General features: G+C 61.0%; 23 protein-coding genes. 8 read left to right on the top strand and 15 right to left on the bottom strand.

Features of this window, described 5'->3' with window-relative positions:
- The 6 genes from KUF73_RS28815 to KUF73_RS28790 all read left to right on the top strand — a co-directional run bounded on the left by KUF73_RS28815 (position 1) and on the right by KUF73_RS28790 (position 6,269).
- Entirely contained in the window at positions 1–918 is a 918-nt protein-coding gene (locus KUF73_RS28815) for an ABC transporter permease (protein ID WP_059405971.1), read from the top strand.
- A complete protein-coding gene (locus KUF73_RS28810) occupies positions 915–1,703 on the top strand; it encodes an ABC transporter permease (protein ID WP_218441352.1) in 789 nt (262 codons plus the stop codon). The genes KUF73_RS28815 and KUF73_RS28810 overlap by 4 nt, the downstream gene beginning before the upstream one ends.
- 18 nt (positions 1,704–1,721) lie before the next feature.
- Positions 1,722–2,774 (top strand): extracellular solute-binding protein, encoded by a 1,053-nt coding sequence (locus tag KUF73_RS28805; RefSeq protein ID WP_218441351.1) that lies wholly within the window; start codon positions 1,722–1,724, stop codon positions 2,772–2,774.
- Positions 2,775–2,913: 139 nt separating this feature from the next.
- Positions 2,914–4,110 (top strand): amidohydrolase family protein, encoded by a 1,197-nt coding sequence (locus KUF73_RS28800; RefSeq protein WP_218441350.1) that lies wholly within the window; start codon positions 2,914–2,916, stop codon positions 4,108–4,110.
- Complete coding sequence (locus tag KUF73_RS28795; protein WP_218441349.1) at positions 4,107–5,594, top strand: amidohydrolase family protein; 1,488 nt, start codon at positions 4,107–4,109, stop codon at positions 5,592–5,594. Before KUF73_RS28800 ends, KUF73_RS28795 begins: the two co-directional genes overlap by 4 nt.
- A 12-nt stretch (positions 5,595–5,606) precedes the next feature.
- Positions 5,607–6,269: a flavin reductase family protein gene (locus KUF73_RS28790; protein WP_218441348.1), complete on the top strand. Its 663-nt coding sequence runs from the start codon at positions 5,607–5,609 to the stop codon at positions 6,267–6,269.
- A 115-nt stretch (positions 6,270–6,384) separates the two neighbouring features.
- Here the strand turns inward: KUF73_RS28790 and KUF73_RS28785 are convergent, their stop codons facing one another.
- From KUF73_RS28785 to KUF73_RS28760, 6 genes are read right to left on the bottom strand one after another with little or no spacing between them, the layout of a single operon-like run.
- A complete protein-coding gene (locus KUF73_RS28785; protein ID WP_218441347.1) occupies positions 6,385–9,483 on the bottom strand; it encodes an error-prone DNA polymerase in 3,099 nt (1,032 codons plus the stop codon).
- Positions 9,459–10,874, bottom strand: a complete 1,416-nt coding sequence (locus KUF73_RS28780; protein ID WP_218441346.1) for a DNA polymerase Y family protein — start codon at positions 10,872–10,874, stop codon at positions 9,459–9,461. Before KUF73_RS28780 ends, KUF73_RS28785 begins: the two co-directional genes overlap by 25 nt.
- 7 nt (positions 10,875–10,881) lie before the next feature.
- Positions 10,882–11,499 carry a translesion DNA synthesis-associated protein ImuA gene (gene imuA, locus KUF73_RS28775; RefSeq protein WP_218441345.1) on the bottom strand — a complete coding sequence of 206 codons (618 nt, stop codon included), beginning with the start codon at positions 11,497–11,499 and terminating at the stop codon, positions 10,882–10,884.
- Positions 11,499–12,116, bottom strand: coding sequence for a transcriptional repressor LexA (gene lexA, locus KUF73_RS28770; protein WP_218441344.1), 618 nt, complete (start codon positions 12,114–12,116; stop codon positions 11,499–11,501). The genes imuA and lexA overlap by 1 nt, the downstream gene beginning before the upstream one ends.
- Positions 12,104–12,346 carry a hypothetical protein gene (locus tag KUF73_RS28765; protein WP_218441343.1) on the bottom strand — a complete coding sequence of 81 codons (243 nt, stop codon included), beginning with the start codon at positions 12,344–12,346 and terminating at the stop codon, positions 12,104–12,106. The genes lexA and KUF73_RS28765 overlap by 13 nt, the downstream gene beginning before the upstream one ends.
- 35 nt (positions 12,347–12,381) lie before the next feature.
- Positions 12,382–13,299 carry a LysR substrate-binding domain-containing protein gene (locus KUF73_RS28760; RefSeq protein WP_218441342.1) on the bottom strand — a complete coding sequence of 306 codons (918 nt, stop codon included), beginning with the start codon at positions 13,297–13,299 and terminating at the stop codon, positions 12,382–12,384.
- A gap of 103 nt (positions 13,300–13,402) precedes the next feature.
- Between KUF73_RS28760 and KUF73_RS28755 the strand changes: the two genes are divergently transcribed.
- Together KUF73_RS28755 and KUF73_RS28750 are read left to right on the top strand one after the other, a co-directional pair.
- Entirely contained in the window at positions 13,403–15,145 is a 1,743-nt protein-coding gene (locus KUF73_RS28755) for an amidohydrolase (RefSeq protein WP_218441341.1), read from the top strand.
- A 108-nt stretch (positions 15,146–15,253) separates the two neighbouring features.
- A complete protein-coding gene (locus KUF73_RS28750) occupies positions 15,254–15,991 on the top strand; it encodes a TorF family putative porin (RefSeq protein WP_218441340.1) in 738 nt (245 codons plus the stop codon).
- 126 nt (positions 15,992–16,117) lie between these two features.
- On the opposite strand, the gene KUF73_RS28745 is transcribed toward KUF73_RS28750, so the two are convergent.
- The 9 genes from KUF73_RS28745 to KUF73_RS28705 form a co-directional block, all read right to left on the bottom strand.
- On the bottom strand, positions 16,118–16,393 hold the full coding sequence (locus KUF73_RS28745) for a DUF971 domain-containing protein (protein WP_218441339.1): 276 nt from the start codon (positions 16,391–16,393) through the stop codon (positions 16,118–16,120).
- Positions 16,390–17,352 carry a HEAT repeat domain-containing protein gene (locus tag KUF73_RS28740; RefSeq protein WP_218441338.1) on the bottom strand — a complete coding sequence of 321 codons (963 nt, stop codon included), beginning with the start codon at positions 17,350–17,352 and terminating at the stop codon, positions 16,390–16,392. Before KUF73_RS28740 ends, KUF73_RS28745 begins: the two co-directional genes overlap by 4 nt.
- Positions 17,349–18,197, bottom strand: coding sequence for an ABC transporter ATP-binding protein (locus KUF73_RS28735; RefSeq protein WP_218441337.1), 849 nt, complete (start codon positions 18,195–18,197; stop codon positions 17,349–17,351). Before KUF73_RS28735 ends, KUF73_RS28740 begins: the two co-directional genes overlap by 4 nt.
- Positions 18,197–18,979 (bottom strand): ABC transporter permease, encoded by a 783-nt coding sequence (locus KUF73_RS28730; protein ID WP_218441336.1) that lies wholly within the window; start codon positions 18,977–18,979, stop codon positions 18,197–18,199. The genes KUF73_RS28735 and KUF73_RS28730 overlap by 1 nt, the downstream gene beginning before the upstream one ends.
- Before the next feature lie 183 nt (positions 18,980–19,162).
- Complete coding sequence (locus tag KUF73_RS28725) at positions 19,163–20,569, bottom strand: ABC transporter substrate-binding protein (RefSeq protein WP_218441335.1); 1,407 nt, start codon at positions 20,567–20,569, stop codon at positions 19,163–19,165.
- Positions 20,570–20,731: 162 nt separating this feature from the next.
- A complete protein-coding gene (locus tag KUF73_RS28720; RefSeq protein WP_008060065.1) occupies positions 20,732–20,977 on the bottom strand; it encodes a ferredoxin family protein in 246 nt (81 codons plus the stop codon).
- A 26-nt stretch (positions 20,978–21,003) separates the two neighbouring features.
- Positions 21,004–22,734 carry a fumarate reductase/succinate dehydrogenase flavoprotein subunit gene (locus tag KUF73_RS28715; protein WP_218441334.1) on the bottom strand — a complete coding sequence of 577 codons (1,731 nt, stop codon included), beginning with the start codon at positions 22,732–22,734 and terminating at the stop codon, positions 21,004–21,006.
- Complete coding sequence (locus KUF73_RS28710) at positions 22,731–23,483, bottom strand: GntR family transcriptional regulator (RefSeq protein WP_218441333.1); 753 nt, start codon at positions 23,481–23,483, stop codon at positions 22,731–22,733. The genes KUF73_RS28715 and KUF73_RS28710 overlap by 4 nt, the downstream gene beginning before the upstream one ends.
- Before the next feature lie 151 nt (positions 23,484–23,634).
- Positions 23,635–23,903: transposase (locus KUF73_RS28705; protein ID WP_218441332.1), on the bottom strand; the 269-nt coding region annotated here is incomplete at its 5' end.

Genomic DNA, 23,903 nt, shown 5'->3' with positions numbered 1-23,903 from the left:
ATGAGCGTCAGCAGCACTTCCCCCGCCCTCAACCGCGCGCTGTTGCTCAGCCCGGTGGTTCTGACCCTGCTGGCCCTGATCGCCATTCCGCTGGGCATCATGGGCTACATCAGCCTGTTGCCGCGCAACGTCTATGGCGGCGTCGACTGGCAGGCCAACTGGCAATTGCAAAGCTACGTGCAGCTGTTTTTCCAGGAAGGTTTCGACGGCGAACTGGAGCTGAATTGGGTCTATGCCCAGGCACTCTTGCGCTCGGTGTTCCAGGCCGGAGGCACCACGGTGTTGTGTTTCCTGTTCGGCTTTCCGGTGGCGCTGTGGATGTCGAGCCTGACACCACGACGGCGCAACCTGATGGTATTGCTGATCACCATCCCGTTCTGGACCAACCTGCTGATTCGCAACTACGCCTGGCTGATCATCCTGCGCGAACATGGCTGGGTCGCCCAGAGCCTCAACGCGCTTTTCCCTCAGGCCGGTGGCATCACCCTGCTCTACAACGACTTCGCCGTCAGCGTCGGGCTGGTCTACAGCTTCCTGCCATTCATGATTTTGCCGATCTACTCGACCCTGGAAAAACTCGACTGGCGTCTGGTGGAAGCGGCCTATGACCTCGGTGCCAACCGCTGGCACGCGCTGCGGCGGATCATCCTGCCGCTGTCGATGCCGGGGGTGATTGCCGGGGCGCTGTTAGTGTTTGTGCCGAGTCTTGGCGCTTTCATCACCCCGGCGATTCTCGGCGGCGGCAAGACGCTGATGATCGGCAACCTGATCCAGCAGCAGTTCGGCACCGCGCGCAACTGGCCGCTGGGCAGTTCGCTGTCGTTCCTGTTGTTGGGGATTCTGCTGTTGTCCCTGGTGCTTTACGCCCTCTACAGCCGCAACGCCGCCAAAACGCTTCGTCGGGGAGCCACCGCATGATCGCCCTGCACCTGAAAAAACTGCCGATGACCCGGGAAGTCAGCCTGCTGATCCTGGCCTATCTGTACCTGCCGATCCTGGTGTTGATTGCTTATAGCTTCAACGCCAACCGCTCGGCGACGGTGTGGACCGAGTTCTCGTTCGCCTGGTACGGGCGGATTCTGGCCAACCCGTCGATCCAGACGGCGGCGCTGAACTCGATCATCGTCGCCAGTATCGCCACGGTCTGCGCCACCGCCATTGCGCTGCTCGCGGCGCTGGCGACTTACCGGCCGTTCTATGGGCAGAAAATGGTCGAGGGCGGGATCAACCTGCCGCTGATCCTGCCGGAGATTGTCACCGCCGTCGCGACGCTGCTGCTGTTCATGGCACTGGGAATCAAGCTCGGATTGCTGACGGTGATCGTCGCCCATATCGGTTTCTGCATTCCCTTCGCCTACCTGCCGATCCGCGCACGGCTCAATGACCTCGACAAAAGCCTGCTGGAAGCGGCGAACGACCTGTACGCCAATCCGTGGCAGGTGTTCCGCCGGGTGACGCTGCCGCTGTTGTGGCCGGCGGTGCTGTCCGGGTCGGTGCTGGCGTTTGTGGTCAGCCTCGACGATTTCATCATGACCTTCTTCGTCGCCGGGCCGGGTTCGACCACCCTGCCGGTGTACATCTTCTCGGCGATCAAGGCCGGCGTGACGCCGGAGATCAACGCGATCTCGACCCTGATGCTGGTGATTTCCATCGTGCTGGTGGTACTGGCCTTCTGGCTGGGACAGCGCGGCAAAAACCAATAATCCTGGAGCGCTTCAATCATGAAAACAAAAAGCATGTGTTTCGCTGTCGCCGGTCTGGCCCTGAGTTGCTTCACCGCGTTCAGCGCCCAGGCCGCCGAGCCCAAGGAACTGTTCTTCTACAACTGGACCGACTATTACCCGGTCGACCTGCTGGCCAAGTTTGAAAAGGAGACCGGGATCAAGGTCACCATGGACGGCTACGACAGCAACGAAACCCTGCTGGCCAAGTTGCAGGCCGGGGGCGCCGCGTATGACGTGATCGTGCCGTCGCAGTCGATCATGCGCACCCTGATCAACCAAGACTTGCTGCTGGAAATCGACGCCTCGGCCCTGCCCAATTTCCAGTACGTCAAACCGGCGTTCCGCGACCCGAGTTTCGACCCCGGCCGCAAATTCTCGGCACCGTACCTGTGGGGCACCACCGGGTTTTCCTATGACAGTGCACGCGTTCCCGGCGGCAAACTCGACGACTCGTGGAAAGAATTCTTCGAACCGCGCAAGGAACTGCAAGGCCAACTCGCCGCGCTCGACACCTCCAGCAGCGTGATCAATGCGGCCAGCCATTACCTGAACGTCGACGAATGCAGCGAAAACCCGCAGGACGCCAAGCGCATCCTCGAACTGCTGCAAAAACAGAAACCGTTTTTGAAGATGTACAGCTCCGACAACACCGTCGACCGCATGGCCTCCGGCGAAGTGATCATGATGCAAAACTGGAACGGGTCTACAGCGCGGGCCACCTTGCAGAAGAGCACCATCAAATACGTTTACCCACGTGAAGGGGTAGCGATGTTCCAGGACAACTTCGCCGTACCGAAAAGCGCACCGCATCCTGGCAACGCGAAGATCTTCATCGACTGGATGATGAAACCGGAAAACGCCGCCGCTGTATCCAACGCCATCGCCTACGACAACGGCATCCAGAGCGACAAGTTGATCGACGCGAAATGGCGGGTCATGGACGCCATCAACATGCCCGATGAATTCGCCTCGCGCCTGCGGCCTGAAAAGGAATGCAGCAATAAGGCGCGGGAACTGCAGGACCGCATTTGGGCGAAGCTCAAGGGTTGATTGCCTGACTTGAGACCCAGTGATGCCCATCGCGAGCAGGCTCACTCCTACAGGGATTTTGTGAACGCCAAAGATCCACTGTAGGAGTGAACCTGCTCGCGATGAGGCCCTCGCACACAATGCTGAATTTGAGGTTTGTATGACCCACCCCCGCTGGCTACGCAACGTGCGCCCCTACGGCGCCCCCGCCGAAGACCTGCTGATCGAAAACGGCCGGTTCACTCAACGCCGCCCGGCCTCGACCACGGAATTGCTCGCCACCGACATCGACGGCCAGAACCAGCTGATGACCCCGGCGCTGGTGGAAAGCCACGTGCATCTGGATAAAACCCTCTGGGGCCAACCCTGGCGTCCGAACAGTGCCGGGCCGACCCTCAAGGATTACATCGCCAACGAGCGCCGCATCCTGCGTGAAGTCGAAACCCCGATCACACAGCGGGCCGGCGCCCTGCTGGAAAACTGCATTGCCCGTGGCTCGCTGACCATGCGTTGCCACGTCGACATCGACCCGGAATTCGGCCTGCGTCATGTCGAAGCCATGCAACAACTGCGCGAGCGCTATCGCGACCTGATCGACTTGCAACTGGTGGTGTTCCCGCAAACCGGCCTGATCAGCCGTCCCGGAACTGGCGAACTGATGCGCGAAGCCATGGCCCTGGGCGTGGAAAACGTCGGCGGACTCGACCCATGCGGCATCGACAATGACCCCATCGCCCAACTCGACTTCGTGTTCAAACTGGCCAGCGAATTTCAGCGTGGCGTCGACATTCACCTGCACGACAAGGGTGAACTGGGGCTGTGGCAAATTGCGCTGATTGCCGACTACACCGAACGCTTCGGGATTCACGGCCGGGTGATGATCAGTCACGCGTACTGCCTCGGTATGTTGCCGTGGAGTCAGGTCAAACCAGTGGCCGAGCGTCTGGCGGCGTTGGGCATTTCGCTGATGAGTTCTGCACCAGCCGATTGTGCGGTGCCACCGTTTCTGGCCCTGCGCGAAACCGGGGTGAATGTTTGCCTTGGCTCGGATGGCATTCGTGATGCCTGGTCGCCCATGGGCAACGGCGACATGCTGGAACGGGCGATGCTGCTGGCGTTTCGTTTTGATTTGAACAAAGACGAGGAACTGGCCGCCGCGTTCGAAGCGGCGACGGTGAATGGTGCGCGGGCGCTGGGTTGTGAAGGTTATGGTCTGGACATCGGCAGGCCGGCGGACTTCCTGTTGATGCCGGTGCAAACGCTGGGTGAAGCGCTGGTGTCGCGGCCGCTGCGGCAGGTCTATCGCGCTGGGCGATTGATCGCCGCTGGCGGTCGATTGCTGGAAAGCCGTTTGTGAAGCGTATCGGCCTGAAGGCTGGCTGCGTGGTCGGCTTCGACGGCACGCAGCATGTGCTGTGGCGCGACGGCGAAGTGGTATTTGAAGCCTCGCGCATTGTGTTTGTCGGGCGCGATTACGCGGGGCCGGTGGATCAGTGGATCGATTACGGCAACGCGTTGATCGGCCCCGGTTTTATCGACCTGGATGCACTCGGCGACCTCGATTCCACGGTACTGACCCTGGACAACGGCGATGAACGCGACATGGGCCGGATGTGGTCGGCGGAATATCTGGCGCGAGGTCCACGGGAGAGTTACAGCCCTCAAGAAGAGGTCTTCAAATACCGTTATGCCTTCACCCAGTTGATCCGCAACGGCATCACCACCGCCATGCCGATCACCTCGATGTATTACCGCGAGTGGGCGGAAACCTACGACGAATTTGCCGCGGTAGCCGGTGTGGCTGCCGAGTTGGGCCTGCGAACTTATCTTGGCCCCTGCTACATGAGCGGCATGAGTTACTGGCAGGCCGATGGAACCCTGGCGCACCACTGGGACGAAAACCGGGGCATGGCCGGACTCGCGGCTGCAGAGCGATTTTTCCAGGACTTCGATGGTGCGAACGGCGGTTTGATTCGCGGCGCACTGCTGCCGGACCGCATCCAGACGTGCACGCCGGCGCTATTGCAACGCACCGCCGCGCTGAGCCGCGAGTTGAATGCCCCCATGCGTCTGCATTGCTGCCAGGGGCTCGGCGAGGTAGCGATGGTCAAGCAACTGCGCGGTTTTTCACCGCTGGGCTGGTTGCAGCAGCTGGACGTGTTGAACCCGCGCAGCCTGTTGCCACACGGTATCTACACCGAGGGCGATGACGACCTGCAACGGCTGGTGGATGGCGGCGCCAGCCTGGTGCATTGCCCGGTGGTGTTTGCCCGGGACGGCGAGGCGCTGAATTCGTTCGGGCGTTATCGGGCCAAGGGCATCAACTTCGCCCTGGGCACCGACACCTGGCCGGCGGACTTGCTGGACAACATGCGTCAGGGCTTGAACATCGCTCGCTTGATGGAGGGCGGCAATGCGCTGACCACTACGCTGGATTTGTACAACGCCGCCACCCTCGGCGGTGCCAAGGCCTTGGGACGCGACGATCTCGGTCGACTGGCCCCGGGCGCCAAGGCCGACATCACCGTATTCAGCCTGCGCGGCCTGCACTTGGGGCCATTGTTCGACCCATTGAAAAATCTGGTTTTGGCCGGACGCGGTGACGACTGCATCGCCAGTTACATCGATGGCCGCTGCGTGATGCAGGACGGTCAGGTCAACGGTATCGACTACCCCACCCTGCAACGCCAGGCCCAACAACAATTCGAAAAACTGATGCGCGGCCACAGCGACCGGGCCGTTGGTCAACCGGACTGGAAAGGTCTGTTCCAGCCGGCCATCCCGTTCGCCGATGACTACAGCGCACAGGCGCCATTGAGCGCCGTTGATCCACTTCTTTAGAGAATTCTGCCCATGCAAAGCTTCGACTTCAGCCAATTGAGCCCTCGGGACAAATACAAGATTCTGATCGGCAGCGTGGTGCCACGACCGATTGCCCTGGTCACCACCGTTGACGGCGAAGGCCGGATTAACGCGGCACCGTTCAGCTTTTTCAATGCGCTGTCGGCCGATCCGCCGATCCTCGCGTTGGGCGTGGAAAACTACGGTGACCAGAGCCCCAAAGACACCACGCGCAACATCCAGCTCAACCAGGAATTCACCGTCAATATCGTCAGCGATGCGTTGGTGGAAGCGATGAATGTCTGCGCCGTGCCCTTCGCCCCCGGTTTCGACGAACTGACCGCCGCCGGCCTCACCGCCATCCCCGGCACCACGGTCAAATGCCCACGCATCGGCGAAGCGCCGGTAGCGCTGGAGTGCCGACGGATGATGGCGCTGTCCATCGGCCAGTCGCGGGAAATCATCTTTGGCGAAGTGCTGATGGCCCATGTTCGGGATGAACTGATCGATCCGAAAACCCTGTACATCGATCAATTGGGGCTCGATGCAATTGGCCGCATGGGTGGGCATGGCTATGCGCGTACGCGGGATTATTTCGATTTGCCAACCCGATCGTTACAGGCCTGGACGGATGCACCGGGGGGTGGCGAACGGTTTTGGCCGATGGCTAAATAAGATTCAACGGATCTACCGGCAGGAGCTGCCGCAGGCTGCGATCTTTTGATCTTTTTTTTAAAATCAAAATCAAAAGATCGCAGCCTTCGGCAGCTCCTGCAGAGGGGAATGCACGTCAACGGAAATCCCGACTGCGCACGCTGATGCCGTCCAGCAACTCACTCAAGTCGCTCAAACGCCCGGCAATCAGGTGCCGAACCTCGCCCTCCTTCTCCCAGCGCCCGTCGACCTTGAGCAACTGCGAGCCGACCAGTACCTGGCGTTGCCGCTCGGCCAGATCGCGCCAGACCACCACGTTGACGTTGCCGAACTCGTCTTCCAGGGTGACGAAGGTCACGCCACTGGCGGTGCCCGGCCGTTGTCGGCCGGTCACCAGCCCGGCGACGCTGACTGGTCGCCCGTGCTCGACCTCCAGCAACTCCTTCGAACTGCGGCAGCGCCGGGCTTTCAATTCGCCGCGCAGCAAGGCCAGCGGGTGCGGCCCGAGGGTGGTGCCGACGCTGTTGTAATCCGCCAGCAGATCTTCGCCGACTGTGGGTTTGGGCAGCGATACCGCGCCCTCCTCCTGACTGGGCAGGCCGGCAAACAGGCCAAGCTGTTTTTGCACCCCCGCCACTTCCCAGCGCGCCCGATGCCGATCACCGGCCATCCCTCGCAGCGCCCCGGCATCGGCCAGTTGCTCTTGGGCGCGGGCATCGAGTCGTGCTCGCATACCAAGATCGGCGATGTCGGCAAACGCGCCTTTTGAGCGTGCGGCTTCGATACGCCGGGCGTCGTCCTCGCGAAACCCCTTGATCATGCGCAAGCCCATGCGAATGGCCGGTTGCGCACCGGTGACCGGTTCCAGGCTGCAATCCCAGTCACTGGCCCGCACGTCCACCGGGCGAATCTGCAAATGATGGCGGCGCGCATCCTGCAGAATCTGGTCCGGACTGTAGAAACCCATGGGCCAGCTGTTGATCAGCGCACAGGCAAAAGCCGCCGGCTCATGGCACTTCAACCAGCAACTGGCGTAGGTCAGCAAGGCAAAACTGGCGGCATGGGACTCGGGAAAACCGTAGCTGCCAAAGCCTTTGATTTGCTCGAAGATCTGCGCGGCGAACTCGGCGGTGTAGCCGTTTTTCTTCATCCCGGCGGCCAGGCGTTCCTTGTGCGGTTCGAGCCCGCCGTGGCGTTTCCAGGCGGCCATGGAACGGCGTAATTGATCGGCCTCGCCGGGGCTGTAATCCGCCGCGACGATGGCGATCTGCATCACCTGTTCCTGAAACAGCGGGACGCCGAGGGTACGTTTCAGTACCTCCCTCAATTCTTCGGAGGGATAGCTTTCGAGTTCTTCCTTGTTTCGTCTGCGCAGATAGGGATGCACCATTCCGCCCTGAATGGGTCCAGGACGAACGATGGCCACCTCAATCACCAGATCATAGAACTTGCGCGGCTTGAGCCTTGGCAGCATCGACATTTGTGCCCGGGATTCAATCTGGAAGACGCCGATGGTGTCGGCGCGGCCAATCATGTCGTAGGTTTGAGCGTCTTCGGAGGGCACCGTCGCCAGACTCAAGTCCAGATTGCGATGACGACGAAGTAAATCGAAGCAGCGACGAATCGCACTGAGCATGCCCAAGGCCAGGATATCCACTTTGAGCAGGCCGACCGCGTCCAGATCGTCCTTGTCCCACTGGATGATGGTGCGCTCGGCCATGGCGGCGTTTTCCACCGGCACCAGGCTGTCCAGCGGTTCCTCGGAAATCACAAAACCACCGGGATGCTGGGACAGGTGCCGGGGGAAACCGATCAACTGCTGAGTCAGGCTCAGTACCCTGCGCAACACCGGGCTGTCAGGATCGAATCCACCTTCACGCAGGCGCTCTACGGGCGGAGCCTGATCACTCCAGTGGCCACAGCAGTCGGCCAGCGCGTTGACCTGATCCGGGGGCAAACCCAGCGCCTTGGCCACGTCGCGCACCGCGCCGGCGCCATGGTAACTGCTGACCACTGCCGTCAACGCGGCCCGGGACCGGCCATAACGCCGGAACACATACTGCAAGACTTCTTCACGCCGTTCGTGTTCGAAATCGACGTCGATGTCCGGCGGTTCATTGCGCTCCTTGGAGAGAAAGCGCTCGAACAGCATGTTCATTCGATCCGGATCGATCTCGGTGATGCCCAAGGCGAAACACACCGCCGAGTTGGCCGCCGAGCCTCGGCCCTGACAAAGAATTCTCTCGCCCCGGGCGAAGGCGACAATGTCCTGAACGGTGAGAAAATAGCTTTCATAGCCCAGCTCGGCAATCAGCCCCAGCTCCTTGTCGATCAACCCGCGTACCTTCTCGCTCGCACCTTCAGGCCATCGCTCGCGAACGCCACGCTCGGTCAATACTTTCAGCCAGGAAGTCGCGGTGTGACCATCAGGCACCAGTTCCCGCGGATATTGATAACGCAACTGCCCGAGGTCAAAGGTGCAGCGCCGGGCAATGTTCAGGGTTTCATCGAGCACGCTTTGCGGATAGAGATCGCGCAGCACATCGAGGCTGCGCAAATGCCGTTCGCCATTCGGGTGCAGGCGCAACCCGGCATCGGCCACCGACAGGTGATGGCGGATCGCGGTCATGGTGTCCTGCAAGGCCCGCCGCCCGCGCGCATGCATGTGCACATCGCCGCTGGCCACGGCCGGAATCCGCAGTTCCCTGGCCAATGCCAGCAGGTCGTTCAGTCGCCGGGTATCGTCCTGACAACGATGCAACTGCACCGCCAGCCACAGGCGCTCGGCGAAGACCTGCTTTAGCCAGTGGCCCTGTGCAAAGTCATCAAGCGCATCCGGCACCCACACTGCCAGCAACCCCGGCAAGGGTGTGTCGAGGTCTTCACGTAATACTCGATACTGGCCCTTCTGTGTGCGACGACGGGCTCGGGTAATCAGTCGGCACAGCGTCTGGTAACCCTCAAGGTTCTCCACCAGCAAAACCAGTTTCGGGCCGTTCTCGATGCGGATTTCGCTGCCGATAATCAGTGGCAGCTCCACGGATTTCGCGGCTTGCCAGGCACGAACGATGCCGGCCAGGGTGCATTCGTCGGTGATCGCCAGAGCCTCATAACCCTGCTTTTTCGCCCGCTGAAACAACTCCAGGGCACTGGAGGCACCGCGCTGGAAACTGAAGTTCGACAGGCAATGCAGTTCGGCGTAGCCGGCACTCATGCGAACCAACCCTGCAACCACAACGGGCCGTCCTCGCCCACCGCACGGTAGGCCCAGCCCTGCTGGCCGGCACGGGTCTGGATCAGGTAATAATCGCGGCGCACGTCCTCGCCGTCCCACCAACCGGACTCGATGCGCTCCGGCCCCATCAGAATCCGCGTCGAACCTTCGTGCACTGCCACAGGTTCGGTCAGCAGCCAGCCCGGTCGTTGCACGCTCGGCAATCCCGCGCATGGCTGGCTTTGGGCATTGGCCTGCCATGCACACTCGGGTCGGTGATCGGCCTGAAAGCGCAGGCCATGCACCGCGTCATCCCCCAGCCGTGCGCGCAGGCGTTCGCGCAGTTGCTCCCAGGGCAAGGACTGCTGCGGGCGGTCGTCGAAGAGCTCCTGAAACTGCGGAACGAAGGTCGGCAAATCTTCGGCGCGCAGGCGAAAACCGCGCACCGGGGCTTCGACCTGCACCTGCTCCAGCCGCCCCCGCGCCAGTTCGAAGAGCATCGCCGGATCGCGCTCGGCGCTGAGCAGTCCGACCTTGATCAGCGTGTCCGGCAACCCGGCGTGTTCCAGGTGCAGGTCGAAACGCTGCACGCCGCTGTCCCGACCACACAGGAATGCCGACAGATCGCCGGTCAAGCGGCGCAGCGGAAACAACAAGGCTTGATGGGATTGCACATCAAAGTTGAGCTCAATGCGCACATCGAAGCGGTCGGGCGGCAGATAGAACGCCAGCGCCAGTCGCCGTTGCCCGGACAAGCTGTCCAGATGTTTCAGCACCTGGGCCTCGAAACGCCGGGCCAGACTATGTCGGGGCAACGCCTGCACCTGACTCAGGGTGCGCAGCCCCATGCGCGACAACGCCGTGGCAACGCTGGATTCGAGGCCGATCCGATCCACCGGCATTTGCCCAAGGTGATGCTGCAAGGCTTGCTCGTCGGGCACCACCAGGCCGTCATAGGCGTTGGCCAGCATCCGCGCCGCCACCGGGTTGGGCGCGGCAACAATACGATGACGAAAGCCCAGCTCACCGAGTTCGCTGCGCAACCTCGCCTCAAACTGCGGCCAGGCGCCGAACAGTCCCAGGCTGGACTCGATTTCAAATACGAGTGCACGGGGATAATGCACGCTGACCTGGGAACTGAATCGATAGGCCCAAGCGGCGAGAAATTGCTGCCAGTACTCGATCTCGGCAATGTCGTACTCGGCCGTGGCAAAGCCCTTGCTCAAGGCCTGGGCGGCGCTCATCGACTGGCCGGGGCGCAAACCCAGCGCCCGCGCCGGGCCGTTGACCGTCTGCAATACGCGGCGTTGGGCCGGGCCGGTCAGCAACGCCAGCGGCTGATCGGGGTCGGTGCGCTGACGCAGTACCGCGTCCAGCGCCAATTGCGGAAATAGAATGCAAACCCAGCGCATGGCAACCTCAATGCCCCACGGCAAAGGCAATCGGCGCCGAACGGGCCAACCCGCCACGGCACTTGAGCACGCGCAATTGCGCCGGTTTGGCATCAATGGCGATACGCAGGGCCGCAGGCGACGGGTTGATCGCTTCACTGATCGAGCGATAGGCGAACGCCAGCGTCTGGCCGGTTTCCGCCGCCACCTGCAAACGGCGCAAGGCACGGTCATCGGCCTTGTGCGGCCAGCACAGCACCGCGCCGCAACTGCCCGACCGCAGGCATTGTTCCGCCGCCCACAGTGCATCGCGTTCGCTGGCCTGGATGATCGACAACTGGCGCAGATCGACCCCGGCACTCTGCCAGGCCTGGGGATACGGCACGTAAGGCGGCGCCACCAGCACGATGCGCTCGCCCGCCGCCGACAGCCGCGCCAGCGCCGGCCACACCAGTTGCAACTCGCCCACGCCCTGCCCGGCCAAGAGAATTTCGGTCAGCGCCGCTTCCGGCCAACCGCCGGTGGGCAACGCCGCATCCAGCACGGCATGCCCGGTGGGCTGCGGGCTGACGGTCGGCGGCGCAGGCCGGCCCTTCCAGACCTGGCCGCCATTGAACAGCGTATCCAACGCAACGACGGCGCCCATCAGCCTTGCCTCACCAGGCCGCAGAACACCCCTTCGATGGCCAGGTCCTGATCGGCTTCGACGATGATCGGCTGATAAGCCGGGTTGCGCGGCAACAGCCGAACCGTGTCGCCGACCCGCTCGAAGCGCTTGATGGTGACTTCGCCGTCGAGCCGCGCCACCACGATCTGGCCGTTGAACGCCTCGGGATTGCGGTGCACGCCCACCAGATCGCCGTCGAGAATGCCGTCCTCGATCATCGAGTCACCGCGCACCCGCAGCATGTAGTCCGGGACTCGCGAGAAGATCGACGGGTCGAGCAGCAACCGGCTATGGACCTCCGCATCAGCGCCAATCGGCGCACCCGCCGCCACCCGCCCGAGCACAGGAATGTCCAGCAACTCGGGGCGCGGCGGTTGCCCGAGCAAGCGAATGCCCCGGGCCTGATGCGGATTGACCTCGATAAAACCGGCGTCGGTGAGCGCCAGCACATGCTTGCGCGCCACGCTGCGGGAGGCAAAACCGAACGCCTCGCTGATTTCAGCGAGGCTCGGGGACTGACCGTGTTCGGCGATGCGCTCACGGATAAACGTCAGGATGGCGGTACGGCGGGGAGTTAAAGTCGTCATGGAGTACATTTGTACTCTTTTGCGATTTTTCTGGCAAGCACTTGTAATTTTTCCGACAGACACCTGTAGGAGCTGGTAGGAGCTGGTAGGAGCTGGTAGGAGCTGTCGAGTGAAACGAGGCTGCGATCTTTTGATCTTGTTCTTAAAATCAAAATCAAAATCAAAATCAAAAGATCGCAGCCTGCGGCAGCTCCTACATTATGAATTGACCCCCAAGCGTCAGGATCGACGTCCAACATTTTGGCGGTCCGTTCATTAGGGGCTGGCGTTGCTGTTAACCCAGCCCCCGGGACGCCAGAAACCCAGCGATGTAATCGATGAATGCCAGCACTTTCGCCGTGGCCCGTCGATGGCTGGGGTACACCGCGAGGATGTACGAGCCGAAGCTGTCCGGGTCGATCTCGTAATCGGCCATCACCCGCACCAGTCGGCCATCGGCCAGGTACGGCGCGGCACTCCACAGCGGTGTGTGCAGCAGGCCGCGACCGGCCAGGGCATTGGCCAGCAGCAAGTCGTAATTGTCGCTGCGCAAACGCGGAGCCTGGGGCTGCGGCAGGCTCAAGCGCTGGCCGTCGCGCTCGGCCCACCAGAATTCGCGGCTGAGCAATGGGTGGCGATAGAGCAACCATTCGTGGTCATCGAGCGTTTGCGGGGTCACCACCAGGCCCTTGCGCGCCAGGTAGTCCGGGCTGCCGCACAGTGCCAGGCGATTGCTGCCGACCACCCGGGCAATCAGTCCCGGCAAGTCATCATGGCCCTCACGCAAGGCCAGGTCGTAGCCACTTTCCAGCAGGTTGACGAACTCGTCGCACAGGCCCACTTGCAGATCGATCTGCGGGTAGTGCTCAAGAAAACCGCCAATCACCTGATCGAGAAAGGCCTGCCCATAAGCCAACGGCGCGGTGATTTTCAGGCTGCCGCGCAGGCCGTGTTGCAACTGCTCGATTTCCTCGCCCGCCTCGTCCAGTCGCTGCAATACCTGACGCGCAGTTTCCAGGTAAAGCCGCCCCGATTCCGTGAGCAAAATCCGCCGCGTGCTGCGCTCGAACAAACGCGCACCGAGTTCCGCCTCCAGGTGATTGACCGCTTTGGTCAGGGCCGACGGGGTCTTGCCCAGTTGCTCGGCCGCACGACTGAAACTGCCCAGTTGCGCCGTGACCACGAACATTTTCAATGCACCCAACTTGTCCATACTTTTTCCATTCAGGCAAAAACGTTTTTCGTGAGCGAGGCGTTCTGCTGATTGCGGCAAGCCACTAATCTGGCCATCAGACGCAATAACAAGGAAACATTCAATGAAAAGATTCATCCCGAATCTGTTGATGGCAGCTATGAGTTTTGCCTCGTTGGAAGCCATGGCGGCGACTGATCTGGTGTTGTTCAACGGCAAGATTTTCACGGCCGACCGCAACCAGCCAAAGGCTCAGGCCTTGGCGGTGCAGGACGGCAAAGTGTTGCAAGTGGGCAGCGATGCGCAGATCAAGGCCCTGATCGACTCGGGAACCAAAGTCATTGATCTGGGCGGCAAGACCTTGATGCCCGGCCTGATCGACAGTCACTCCCACGCGATTTTCGGCGGCCTGGAGATGGTGGTGGCCAACATGGAGGATGAAGTAGTTGATCTGGACGAACTGGAAAAACGCCTGCGTGCCTGGCGTGACGACGGTAAGGCCAGACACGGCGATATCCTGACCGTGGCCGGCATGAGTTCGGCTTACTGGGCGCAGTCCGAAGCCCTGGGCAAGAAATTCAACAGCGGCGAATGGGCCGACGTACCGGTAGTGTTTACCGGCAGCGACCACCACACAGCATGGGCCAACGATGTGATGCTCAAGCGCGCCGGTATTGATGCCGAGCTGCTCAAGACCTTGCCAGCCGCCGAACTCGGCACCATTGGCACCCTTAAAGACGGCAGGCCCAACGGCTTTCTGGTGGACGCCGGTTGGGACCGGGTCGCCTCGAAAATGCCGTCGCCGAGTGCCGGCGAGATGCTCAAAGCGGCGCAGGCTGCGGTCAGCTACAACAACAGCCTGGGCATCACGGCGTGGATGGACCCCGCCGCCAACGCCGCTCCGGGTGAGCCGTTATTTGCCCTCAAACCGACGGAGAAAACCGTCGGCATGCTGCCGGTGTACAAGGCCCTGTCCGAAACCGGCAACATGACCGCCCACGTCGCCGCGTTGCTGGTGGCCAACTCGAAAAGCGTGCCAGCCGATCTCGACACCCTGGACAAGGTGCGCCAGCAATTTCAGGGGATTCCCAACCTGACCTTGCCCGGGATCAAGATTTTCGCCGACGGCGTAATCGAATACCCGGCGCAGAGTGCCGCGATGATCGACCCTTACAGCAACTCGCACAAACAGGGCGAATTGCTGATCGATCCCAAGCATTTCGGCGAATTGGTCAGCGCCATCGATCAACGGGGCTGGCTGGTGCACATCCATGCCATCGGCGACCGCGCGGTGCGTGAATCGCTGAATGGCATCGAACAGGCGCGCAAGGACCGCCAGAGTGGCATCACCCATTCCATCACCCACTTGCAGATGGTCAACCCGAAAGAATTCGCCCGCTTCAAACCGCTCAACGTCATCGCCTCGATGCAACTGTTGTGGGCCAGCGCTGACGATTACACCACGGACATGATCAAGCCTTACGTCAGCGCCCTTGCGTTCCGTTACCAGTACCCGGCGCATTCGTTGCTCAAACAGGGCGCGACCATCGCCGGTGCCAGCGACTGGCCGGTGTCGTCGCCCAACCCGTGGAACGCCATGGCTCAGGCCATTACCCGAGTCGGCCCGCTGGGCGTGCTCAACGCCGACGAAAGCCTCGACCGCGAAACCATGTTCTATGCCTACACCATCAATGCTGCTCGCACCATCGGCCTGGATAAACAGATTGGCTCCTTGAGCGCCGGCAAACAGGCTGACTTCATCGTGGTCGACCGCGATGTGTTCAGCGTCGACAACAAAGCCCTGCACGACACCCAAGTGCTACAGACCTGGTTCGGCGGCCGGCAAGTCTACGCCCCAACCCTCTGACAAAAACTGCAACACACCTGCTGCCCGACCTCGTGTTTTGCGACACGAGGCCCGGCGCAGCCTTGTCTGCCATCTGCCCATAACAACCACAATAGCGGAACGCAACCCATGAAAGTTTTCACCCTGTTCGCCCTCGGAACCTTGAGTTTGCTGCCGTTAAGCAGCCAGGCCATCCCCCTGAACGATGATTTCTCGTTGCTGCTGGACGTGACCCTGGCCAGCGATTACCGCACTCGCGGCATCTCGCAAACCCAGAACGATCCAGCCCTGCAAGCGGGAGCAACCCTGGCGCACAGCAGCGGCCTGTACGCGGGCGCATGGACTTCCAACGTCGATTTTGGCGGTGGCCTGAAGACCCGGCAGGAGATCGATTACTACGGCGGTTGGCTGTGGCAGGCCACCGATGACGTCAGTCTCGACCTCGGCTATCTCAGATACGCCTACCCGAAAGAGAGCCAGTTCAATCAGAGCGAGGTCTACGGCACTCTCAGCCTTTATGGGGTGAAACTCGGCGCTTATTACTCAAACGACGCACCGGGTATCGACAGCAAGCAGAACTCGCTCTACAGCTATGTTGGCTACGAACGCGAATTGCCCTACGGCGTGGGCCTGAAACTGCGATATGGCGACATGGACTTCAAGGACCCGCACCTGTACTCGAACTCAGGTGAAGCCGAGGATTCGTACCGCGAATGGGAGGTCAAACTGACCCACGAGCTGGCCGGGGTAATGCTGGGCCTGAGCTATGTCGATACCGACCTGTCGAAGAGCCAGTGCGCCAGTAACTGGGGTTTCGAAGACGTGTGCACCGCTACTGTGGTGGCAAGCATCAGCAAATCCTTCTAACCCGACACAGCCCCCTGTAGGAGCTGTCGAGTGAAACGAGGCTGCGATCTTTTGATCTTGTCTTTGAAAAGCAACATCAAAAGATCGCAGCCTCGTTTCACTCGTCAGCTCCTACAGGGTAAGGGGTCAGGTCAGGCTGGAGAGGTAGGCCCACGGATAGATGCCGCGTTCATGGCCGTCGCTGAACACCAGTTGCAGGCCGTAGCCCTGCGGGTTCAATTCGATCACACGTACACGCTCATCAACCCTCGGCGTCATCCCCCGCAACCGAAACGCCCGGCATTGTGAACAGGGACACTGTCGACGCAATTCGGCGTGATCCAGCAGTTGTACTCGACCATCAGGCCAGTTCAGGCGCAACTGATGTTTGCTTCGGGAATTGCCCACTGCCAGCGGGTTCATTGCAGCTGACTCAGGGCAATGCGCACGGCTTTGCGCACTTCCGGGTCGCCGTCGTCTTGCGCGGCCAGCAGCGCTGCGGTGGCGTTGCGATCGTTCAACTCCCCCAGGGCCAGCGCGGCTTCCTTGCGCAAATTACTGATGCGATGCCCCAGGGTTTCGATCAACGCATCGAGGGCTGGGGCATAACGCAAGCGCCCGAGGCTGCGGGTGGCGCGCAGGCGCACTTGCCAGTAGTCGTCGCTCAAGGCTTGCACCAGTGCAGAACCCGCGTCGACATGCCCGACCTTGCCCAGGGTGGTGGCCGCTTCCTCGCGTACTTGCCAGGCTTGATCCTGTAGCGCCTGTCGCAACGCTGGCAGAACTTGTGCGTCAGACGCCAGGCCGAGCGCCCCGGTAGCGGCGCGGCGGACCTCAGTGTCCGGGTCATCACTGGCCAATCGAGCCAGTGCCGGCAAGGCATCGATCTGCTTGAGCCAGCCCAATACACCGACCGCTTCTCGCCGGACATTGGCATCGTGATCACCCAACGCCAACAATGCCGCTGGCGCAGCCAAGGCAAAGCGCAACTCACGCAAGGCCCTGAACGCAGCAATACGCACGCCGATGTCGGCATGCCCGGTCCACGGCAGAATCACCCGGCCCGCTGCTTCGCTCTTGAGCAGGCTGAGGCTTTGCGCGGCAGCGGTCCTCACTGCTTCGGATGGATCGGTCAGGGCCTGGCAAAGCGCTTCAACGACCGGCTCATCTTCCCAGGCTTCGAGCAAGCGTGCGGCTTCGCCACGAACCTCTTCGGCCGGGTCTTCGACCAGTCGATTGACCAGCCACAACAAGCCATCGGGCTCTTCGAGGTCAGCCAGGTCGATGAGCGCGATCCGGCGCACGCCGGCGTCCTCATCGGTCAGGCGCGGTTGCAGGGCAAGAATGTCAGCGTTATCGGTTACATCGAATAGTGAGGTCATAGGGCAAATCGCGGCAGTTTGTTTTCTGGGGGAAGTCCGAGAGGGTTCAGGCGTGGTAATTGCCGACCGTCTTCGTGACGCAGTAGCTCAAGGCAGTGACGTTTCAAACGGGAGAATTCGTGGCTGGTCACCAGTTCGGTGGTGCGTGGCCGGGGGAAATCCAGGCGCAGGTCTTCGATGATCCGGCCGGGGCGCGTACTCATGACCAGCAAGCGATCGGCGAGAAACAACGCTTCGTCGATGTCATGGGTGACGAACACCACGGTGGTGCGGATGCGCGTCCAGATGTCCAGCAGCAGTTCCTGCATGTTCAGGCGAGTCAAGGCATCGAGTGCGCCAAAGGGTTCATCCATCAGCAACAGCCGTGGACGGTTGACCAGCACCCGGGCGATTTCCACCCGCTGTTGCATGCCACCGGAAAGCTGATCCGGCCAGCGCTCGGCGAAACCTTCGAGGCCGACCAGCGCGAGGATTTCGTCGGCGGCTTTATGACGTTCGGCTTTGCCGATGCCGCGCATTTTCAGGCCGAACGCAACGTTGTCGCGCACCGTGCGCCAGGGAAACAGCGTGTGTTGTTGAAACACAATGCCGCGCTGAGGCGATGGGCCCGACACTGCGGCGCCGTCAACGTTGAGGGTGCCGGTGCGCGGTTGCAGGTGGCCGGCCAGTGCGCCGAGCAAGGTGGATTTGCCGCAACCGGACGGGCCGAGGATGCAGACGAACTGACCCGGTTCAATCTGGCAATCGAGGCCCTGCACGGCTTCGAAAGCAGCGCTGCCCTCGCCCAGGCTGATCGACAAGTCGCGAATATCAATGCGCCCTTCCGGGTGTTGGAATACGCTCATCAGGCTTTTCCTCGTGGTCGATGCCAAGGCGTGAACAATCCGCCAAGGCGTTTGATCAGCAGGCTGCTGCCCATTCCGAGGACACCGATCAGCAACATGCCGACGACGATGTCGGGGTAGTTCTGGATGGTGTAGGACTCCCAGGTGTAATAGCCGATGCCGAACTGGCCGGAGATCATTTCCGCGGTCACCAGGCAGAACCAGGACGTGCCCATGCCGATGGCCAGGCCAGTGATGATGCTCGGCGCGGCACCCGGCAGGATTACTTCCAGCAGAATCGCCCACCGCCCTGCCCCGAGACTTTTCGCTGAGGCGATCAGTCGCGGGTCGACACCTTCGACGCCGTGCACGGTGTTGAGCAGGATCGGGAACAACGCACCGGTGAAGGTGATGAAGACCATCGACAACTCGGACGACGGGAACATCAGGATTGCCAAGGGAATCCAGGCCACGGCTGGAATCGGGCGCAGCACTTCCAGCGGCGGCAGCAGCAAGTCTTCGGCCCATTTCGAACGGCCGATGGCCAGACCCAATGCAATGCCGATGACAAGCGCCGCGAGGTAGCCGGCGAATACCCGGCTGAGGCTGCTGGTCAGGTGCTGGGCGAGCTTGCCGGAGTCACCGAGGCCGAACGCGGCATCGATGACGGCCAGTGGCGTCGGCACGTTGGCGAAGGTGACCAGGCCAAGGTTCCAGTGGTGACTGGCGGCGAGTTGCCAGAACAAAAGGCAGAGCAGCAGCGAGGCGACTCTTGGAATCCAGCGTGAAAGTGATCCGTACATACATGACTTCCAATGGCGAACCTGTAGGAGTTGTCGAGTGAAACGAGGCTGCGATCTTTTGATCTTTTTTTAAAAGCAACGTCAAAAGATCGTCCGAACGCGGCCCGAACCTTCGGCAGCTCCTACATTGGTCGCGTTCAATTGCGCGCCCGTCGGGTTCAGTTGACCGAGGCGTTCTGGGGGTTAGCGGACGGCCACGGCCTGAGTGGTGGCATCGGTGAAGTCGAACACTTTGCCGCCCTCGGCCGTGGCGAATTGCTGGGCCTGGCCTTTCAGCAGAAACGCACTGAGCCGGCCTTTCGCATCACTCGCAAACCACGCCTGATCCGCCAGCAATTTGATGCCGCTGTCACTGGCCTGGGCATACACCGCGCGGATGTTTTTGCCTTCCTGTTTGAGGCTGGCCAGCGCAGTGAATGCCGTTTCAGCGGACGCGTACTGGCGGACTTTCGGCTCGCCGCGCACCCAGATTTCGACCACGTGGTTGAAATCGGTGATGGCTTTGCCGGTCGACGCATCAACCGCCTTGAGCGGCGTCTGCGCGTAGTTGGCCAGTTGCGCGGTGTAATCCAGGTTCGAGGCCTTGAACGCGGCGCGAATGTATTGATCGTCGATGAAGGTATTCAAGTCGAGGCCACGATCCGCTTTCTTCAACAGCTTGAGGGTGTCGATCGCGGTGCCGACGGCCTGGCGGTATTCCGGTTTCCAGCTCAGGTCGCGGGTCTGCACACCCAGCGGGCCGTGGAACAGGTAGTTGACCTCGGCATCGACGCCAGTGACTTTGGCGATCAGTTCGCTGTACTTCTCCGGTTCGGCGGCGAGCAATTGGTTGGCTTCGATACTGGCGCGCAAGTAGGCCACGACGATTTCCGGGTATTTTTTCGCGTAACTCTGATCGACCAAGGCACCGTGGAAGGTCGGTGCGCCAGCCTGGGAGCCGTCATAAATTTTCCGGGCGAAGCCTCGGCTCGGGAACAATTCGGCGAACGGAACGAAGTCGGCATGGGCGTCGATCTTGCCGGCTTGCAACGCAGAGCCAGCGACTTCCGGCGGTTGGGCAATGATGTTCACATCCTTGAGCGGGTCCCAACCCTGGGCGGCTACGGCGCGCAACAACATGCCATGAGCGGTGGAAGCGAACGGCACGGAAATGGTCTTGCCCTTGAGTTCGGCCAGCGACTGCACACCTGAGGCGCTCGGCACCACGATGCCGTTGCCGCTGCCCTTGGTGCTGCCCGACAGCACACTGATGAACAGGCTGTGCTTGCCGGCTGCTTCGAACGCTACACCGTTGAACGAACCGGGGAAATCGGCCATGGCACCGAAATCGAGTTTGCCGGCGACCATCTCGTTGGTCAGGGGCGCACCGCTGGTGAAGTTCTTCCATTCCACCTCGTATTGGGCGTCTTTGTACTGGCCGTCGTGGGGCAGGTATTTGTCCAGCAGGCCGAGTTCGCGAATCAACAAGCCGCCGGCCGCGCAGTTGATCGTGGTGTCCTGGGTGCCGATGGCAATGCGGATGGTTTCGGCCGAGGCCGACAAGGTGAATGACGCCAGTACCAGACCGGCCAATGCTGTACGCAAGAACATGGGTGTTTCCCCTCGAATCATTTATTGGATGTTCGTCTCCGCCACGATCAGGGCGCGGTGGGAAACGAGGGGTGTTTGAAGCGAGCGTCCGGGTGTGGCCGGATGGCGTTTTTGGGTGTCTGGGCGGGCGTCATCGTGAGCAGGCTCGCTCCCACACGGGTTTCAGCGCAACAGATATGGGATGTCTACTTTCACCGCCCCGGTCGGGCAGTCCTTTTCACACGGCATGCAGTACCAGCATTCGTCGAACGCCATGTAGGCCTTTTGCGTGGCCGGGTTGATCGCCAACAGGTCCATCGGGCAGACGTCGACGCACACGGTGCAACCCTTGTGGGCGATACAAAGGTCCTCGTCGACCGTGACGGGGGCGTTGGAACGGAAGAAAATTTCCTGGGGTTGATACGCCATGGTTTGTCCCTCTTTTGTTGACGGCATCAAGCCGCGTCAGCACCGACCCGCAACCGGTCGTAGGCCTGCATTTCATCGGCATCCAGCGGGATGATGTAAGGCTCGACGGCTTTCTTGAAACTGGTCATCAAGCCGTTTTCCCCCTTCTTCAGGTGGCAATGGCAGAACCAGTCGCTGTCGTTGCGTTGCGGGTGGTCGACCCGATAGTGGTAAAGCCCCCAGCGACTTTCAGCGCGGAACAGCGAAGCCCGCGCGGCCATTTCAGCGCAGTCGCGGATCATGCTGACTTCCATGGCGCGCATCAGTTCGTGGGCGTTGTGCGCCTTGATCTGATCGAGGTCACGCTGGATGTCGCTGAAGCGTTGCAGGCCGATTTGCATTTTCTTAGTCACTTTCGGCGGTTGCAGGTAGTCGTTGACGAAGCGCCGCAGCTTGTACTCGACCTGAGCCGGTGGCAGGCCGTGTTCACGGTCCAGTGGTGCGTAAACCCGCTGTTTTTCCGTTTCGATCTGCTCGGCGTTCAGTGCAGAGAACTCGCGGCCAGCGACAAAATCCGCCGCGTTGTTCCCGGCAAACCAACCGTAAGTGAACGCGCCAAGCATGTAGTTGTGCGGCACGGCCGCCATGTCGCCCGCCGAGTACAAGCCCTTGACCGAGGTCTCGGCCTTCTCGTTGACCCACACGCCCGACGCTGAATGCCCGCTGCAAAAACCGATTTCGGAAATGTGCATTTCGACCATCTGCGTGCGGTAGTCGGTACCACGATTGGCGTGAAACTGGCCACGGCTCGGGCGCTCGTTGCTGTGCAGGATTTCTTCGATGTTCTGGATGGTCTCCTCGGCCAGGTGATCGAGTTTGAGGAACACCGGGCCGTTCCCGCTTTCGAGCTCCTGGTGGAACTCCCACATCATCTGGCCGCTCCAGTAGTCGCACTCGATAAAGCGTTCACCCTTGTTGTTGGCGGTGTAGCCACCCAACGGGCCGGTGACGTAGGCGCAAGCCGGGCCGTTGTAGTCCTTGATCAGCGGGTTGATCTGGAAGCATTCCAGGTTCGCCAGTTCAGCCCCGGCGTGATACGCCATGGCATAACCGTCGCCGGCGTTGGTCGGGTTTTCGTAGGTACCCATCAGGTAACCCGAAGACGGCAGGCCCAGACGCCCGGCGGCTCCGCAGGCAAGAATCACGGCTTTGGCCTTGATCACATGGAAGTCGGCCGTGCGGCAATCGAAACCCATGACACCGTTAACCGCGCCCTCTTCATCCTTCAACAAACGGGTGCAAACCAGTCGATTGGTGATGCTCACCCGCGCCCGTTTTAACTGGCGGTACAGGACTTTCTTGATGTCGTGCCCTTCCGGCATCGGCAGCACATAGGCGCCCATGTGGTGAACCTTTTTCACCGCGTAATCGCCGGTCTCGTCCTTCTCGAACTTCACGCCCCAGCGGTCCAGTTGCTCGATGGTTTCAAAGCTGTGGGTGGCGTAGGCATACACCGCTGCCTGATTGACGATGCCGTCATTGGCGATGGTGATTTCCTTGGTGTACTGCTCTGGCGTCGAATGGCCGGGAATGATTGCGTTGTTCAGGCCGTCCATGCCCATGCTGATCGCGCCGCTGCGCTTGACGTTGGCCTTGTCGATCAACAGCACCCGCAAATCGCGGTTGCGTTCCTTGGCTTTGATCGCCGCCATCGGCCCCGCTGTACCGCCGCCGATCACGACGATGTCGTATTCCTGCTCGAGTGTCGTTCGGCTCATGCCTGATCCCCTTTTTGCCGGTCGATCCGCAGGCGGTACTGGAAGGCATCGCCCCGGTAGTAAAGGTGTTCGAAGTCCACGGGTTGGCCGCTGGCGTCATGGGTCAGACGCTCGATGCGCATGATCGGCGAGCCCGGTTCGACGTTCAGCGCCTGGGTCAGATCGCTGTCGGCCAGCACCGCGTCAATGGCCAGATCGGCATGACCGAGGGCCAGGCCGCAGTCATTTTCGAGAATCAGGAAAATGTCGCGGGTGACCAGATCAGCCTTCTCCAGACGCTCGCCAATGGCTTTGGGCAGGTAGGTGATTTCCAGCGAAATCGGCTCGCGGTTGATCAAACGCACCCGTTTGATCTGCGCCACGGTCTCGCCTTCCACGACTTGCAAACGCTCGGCGACCAGTTTGTCGGCAGCAATAAACTTGAAGCTGCGCAGGCGGTTGATCACCTCGTAACCTCGACCAGTCATGGACTCGGCCAGGCCTTGCAGGGTGCTGACGTTCTGGAAGGTTTTCGGCTTTGCCACGAACGTGCCCTTGCCGTGGATCTTGAAGATCAGGCCTTCTTTTTGCAGATCGCCCAAGGCTTGGCGCACGGTGATGCGGCTGACCTTGAACAGCGCGCCGAGCTCGCTTTCGGAAGGCATCTGGCTGTCTTGCGGGTATTCACCGTCGAGAATGCGGGCGCGCAGCACGTCTCGCAATTGGGTATGCAGCGGAATGCTGCCAAGGGATAGAACGTTATCGGTCATCTTAGATCACTTGTTATAACGAGTTGTGACGTGATCTTAAAGACGTGATGTGATTATTGAGAAATATTGTTTGAGCATAAGGTTAAGCAGAATCAAAAGATCGCAGCCTGCGGCAGTTCCTACAGGGATCATGTAGATACCGTCTTGACTCTCACCGGGCAAGTGCAAGTTTTGGGTCAAATGGTTGTCCCGATTTGAGCACCCCGTAAACGAAATGCAGCAGCTTACGCATTGCAGCACAGATGATCTGCTTGGGGGCCTTGCCGTTGGCCTTCAGGCGATCTTTCATGGCAATGATCGCTTCGTTATGCCGCAGCGCTACCAGGCCTGGCATGTAGAGGCCAGCACGCAAGCGCGCTGAACCGATTTTAGAGATCAAGGTGCGGCCCTTGAACGTGCCGGAGTCCTGGAGTTCTGGGT

The organism is Pseudomonas sp. PD9R (assembly GCF_019200975.1).
Classification (GTDB): domain Bacteria; phylum Pseudomonadota; class Gammaproteobacteria; order Pseudomonadales; family Pseudomonadaceae; genus Aquipseudomonas.
This window is presented reverse-complemented; position numbering and strand designations above follow the sequence as displayed.

What these genes read in the sequence shown, in the direction of transcription:
- KUF73_RS28745 (WP_218441339.1), bottom strand. Translation starts at nt 16,393, where the DNA reads ATGAACCCGCTGGCAGTGGGCAATTCCCGAAGCAAACATCAGTTGCGC.
- KUF73_RS28720 (WP_008060065.1), bottom strand. Translation starts at nt 20,977, where the DNA reads ATGGCGTATCAACCCCAGGAAATTTTCTTCCGTTCCAACGCCCCCGTC.
- KUF73_RS28800 (WP_218441350.1), top strand. Translation starts at nt 2,914, where the DNA reads ATGACCCACCCCCGCTGGCTACGCAACGTGCGCCCCTACGGCGCCCCC.
- KUF73_RS28790 (WP_218441348.1), top strand. Translation starts at nt 5,607, where the DNA reads ATGCAAAGCTTCGACTTCAGCCAATTGAGCCCTCGGGACAAATACAAG.
- KUF73_RS28710 (WP_218441333.1), bottom strand. Translation starts at nt 23,483, where the DNA reads ATGACCGATAACGTTCTATCCCTTGGCAGCATTCCGCTGCATACCCAA.
- KUF73_RS28780 (WP_218441346.1), bottom strand. Translation starts at nt 10,874, where the DNA reads ATGCGCTGGGTTTGCATTCTATTTCCGCAATTGGCGCTGGACGCGGTA.
- KUF73_RS28815 (WP_059405971.1), top strand. Translation starts at nt 1, where the DNA reads ATGAGCGTCAGCAGCACTTCCCCCGCCCTCAACCGCGCGCTGTTGCTC.
- lexA (WP_218441344.1), bottom strand. Translation starts at nt 12,116, where the DNA reads ATGTACTCCATGACGACTTTAACTCCCCGCCGTACCGCCATCCTGACG.
- KUF73_RS28765 (WP_218441343.1), bottom strand. Translation starts at nt 12,346, where the DNA reads ATGTTGGACGTCGATCCTGACGCTTGGGGGTCAATTCATAATGTAGGA.
- KUF73_RS28735 (WP_218441337.1), bottom strand. Translation starts at nt 18,197, where the DNA reads ATGAGCGTATTCCAACACCCGGAAGGGCGCATTGATATTCGCGACTTG.
- KUF73_RS28750 (WP_218441340.1), top strand. Translation starts at nt 15,254, where the DNA reads ATGAAAGTTTTCACCCTGTTCGCCCTCGGAACCTTGAGTTTGCTGCCG.
- KUF73_RS28805 (WP_218441351.1), top strand. Translation starts at nt 1,722, where the DNA reads ATGAAAACAAAAAGCATGTGTTTCGCTGTCGCCGGTCTGGCCCTGAGT.
- KUF73_RS28730 (WP_218441336.1), bottom strand. Translation starts at nt 18,979, where the DNA reads ATGTACGGATCACTTTCACGCTGGATTCCAAGAGTCGCCTCGCTGCTG.
- KUF73_RS28715 (WP_218441334.1), bottom strand. Translation starts at nt 22,734, where the DNA reads ATGAGCCGAACGACACTCGAGCAGGAATACGACATCGTCGTGATCGGC.
- imuA (WP_218441345.1), bottom strand. Translation starts at nt 11,499, where the DNA reads ATGGGCGCCGTCGTTGCGTTGGATACGCTGTTCAATGGCGGCCAGGTC.
- KUF73_RS28810 (WP_218441352.1), top strand. Translation starts at nt 915, where the DNA reads ATGATCGCCCTGCACCTGAAAAAACTGCCGATGACCCGGGAAGTCAGC.
- KUF73_RS28740 (WP_218441338.1), bottom strand. Translation starts at nt 17,352, where the DNA reads ATGACCTCACTATTCGATGTAACCGATAACGCTGACATTCTTGCCCTG.
- KUF73_RS28755 (WP_218441341.1), top strand. Translation starts at nt 13,403, where the DNA reads ATGAAAAGATTCATCCCGAATCTGTTGATGGCAGCTATGAGTTTTGCC.
- KUF73_RS28725 (WP_218441335.1), bottom strand. Translation starts at nt 20,569, where the DNA reads ATGTTCTTGCGTACAGCATTGGCCGGTCTGGTACTGGCGTCATTCACC.
- KUF73_RS28760 (WP_218441342.1), bottom strand. Translation starts at nt 13,299, where the DNA reads ATGGACAAGTTGGGTGCATTGAAAATGTTCGTGGTCACGGCGCAACTG.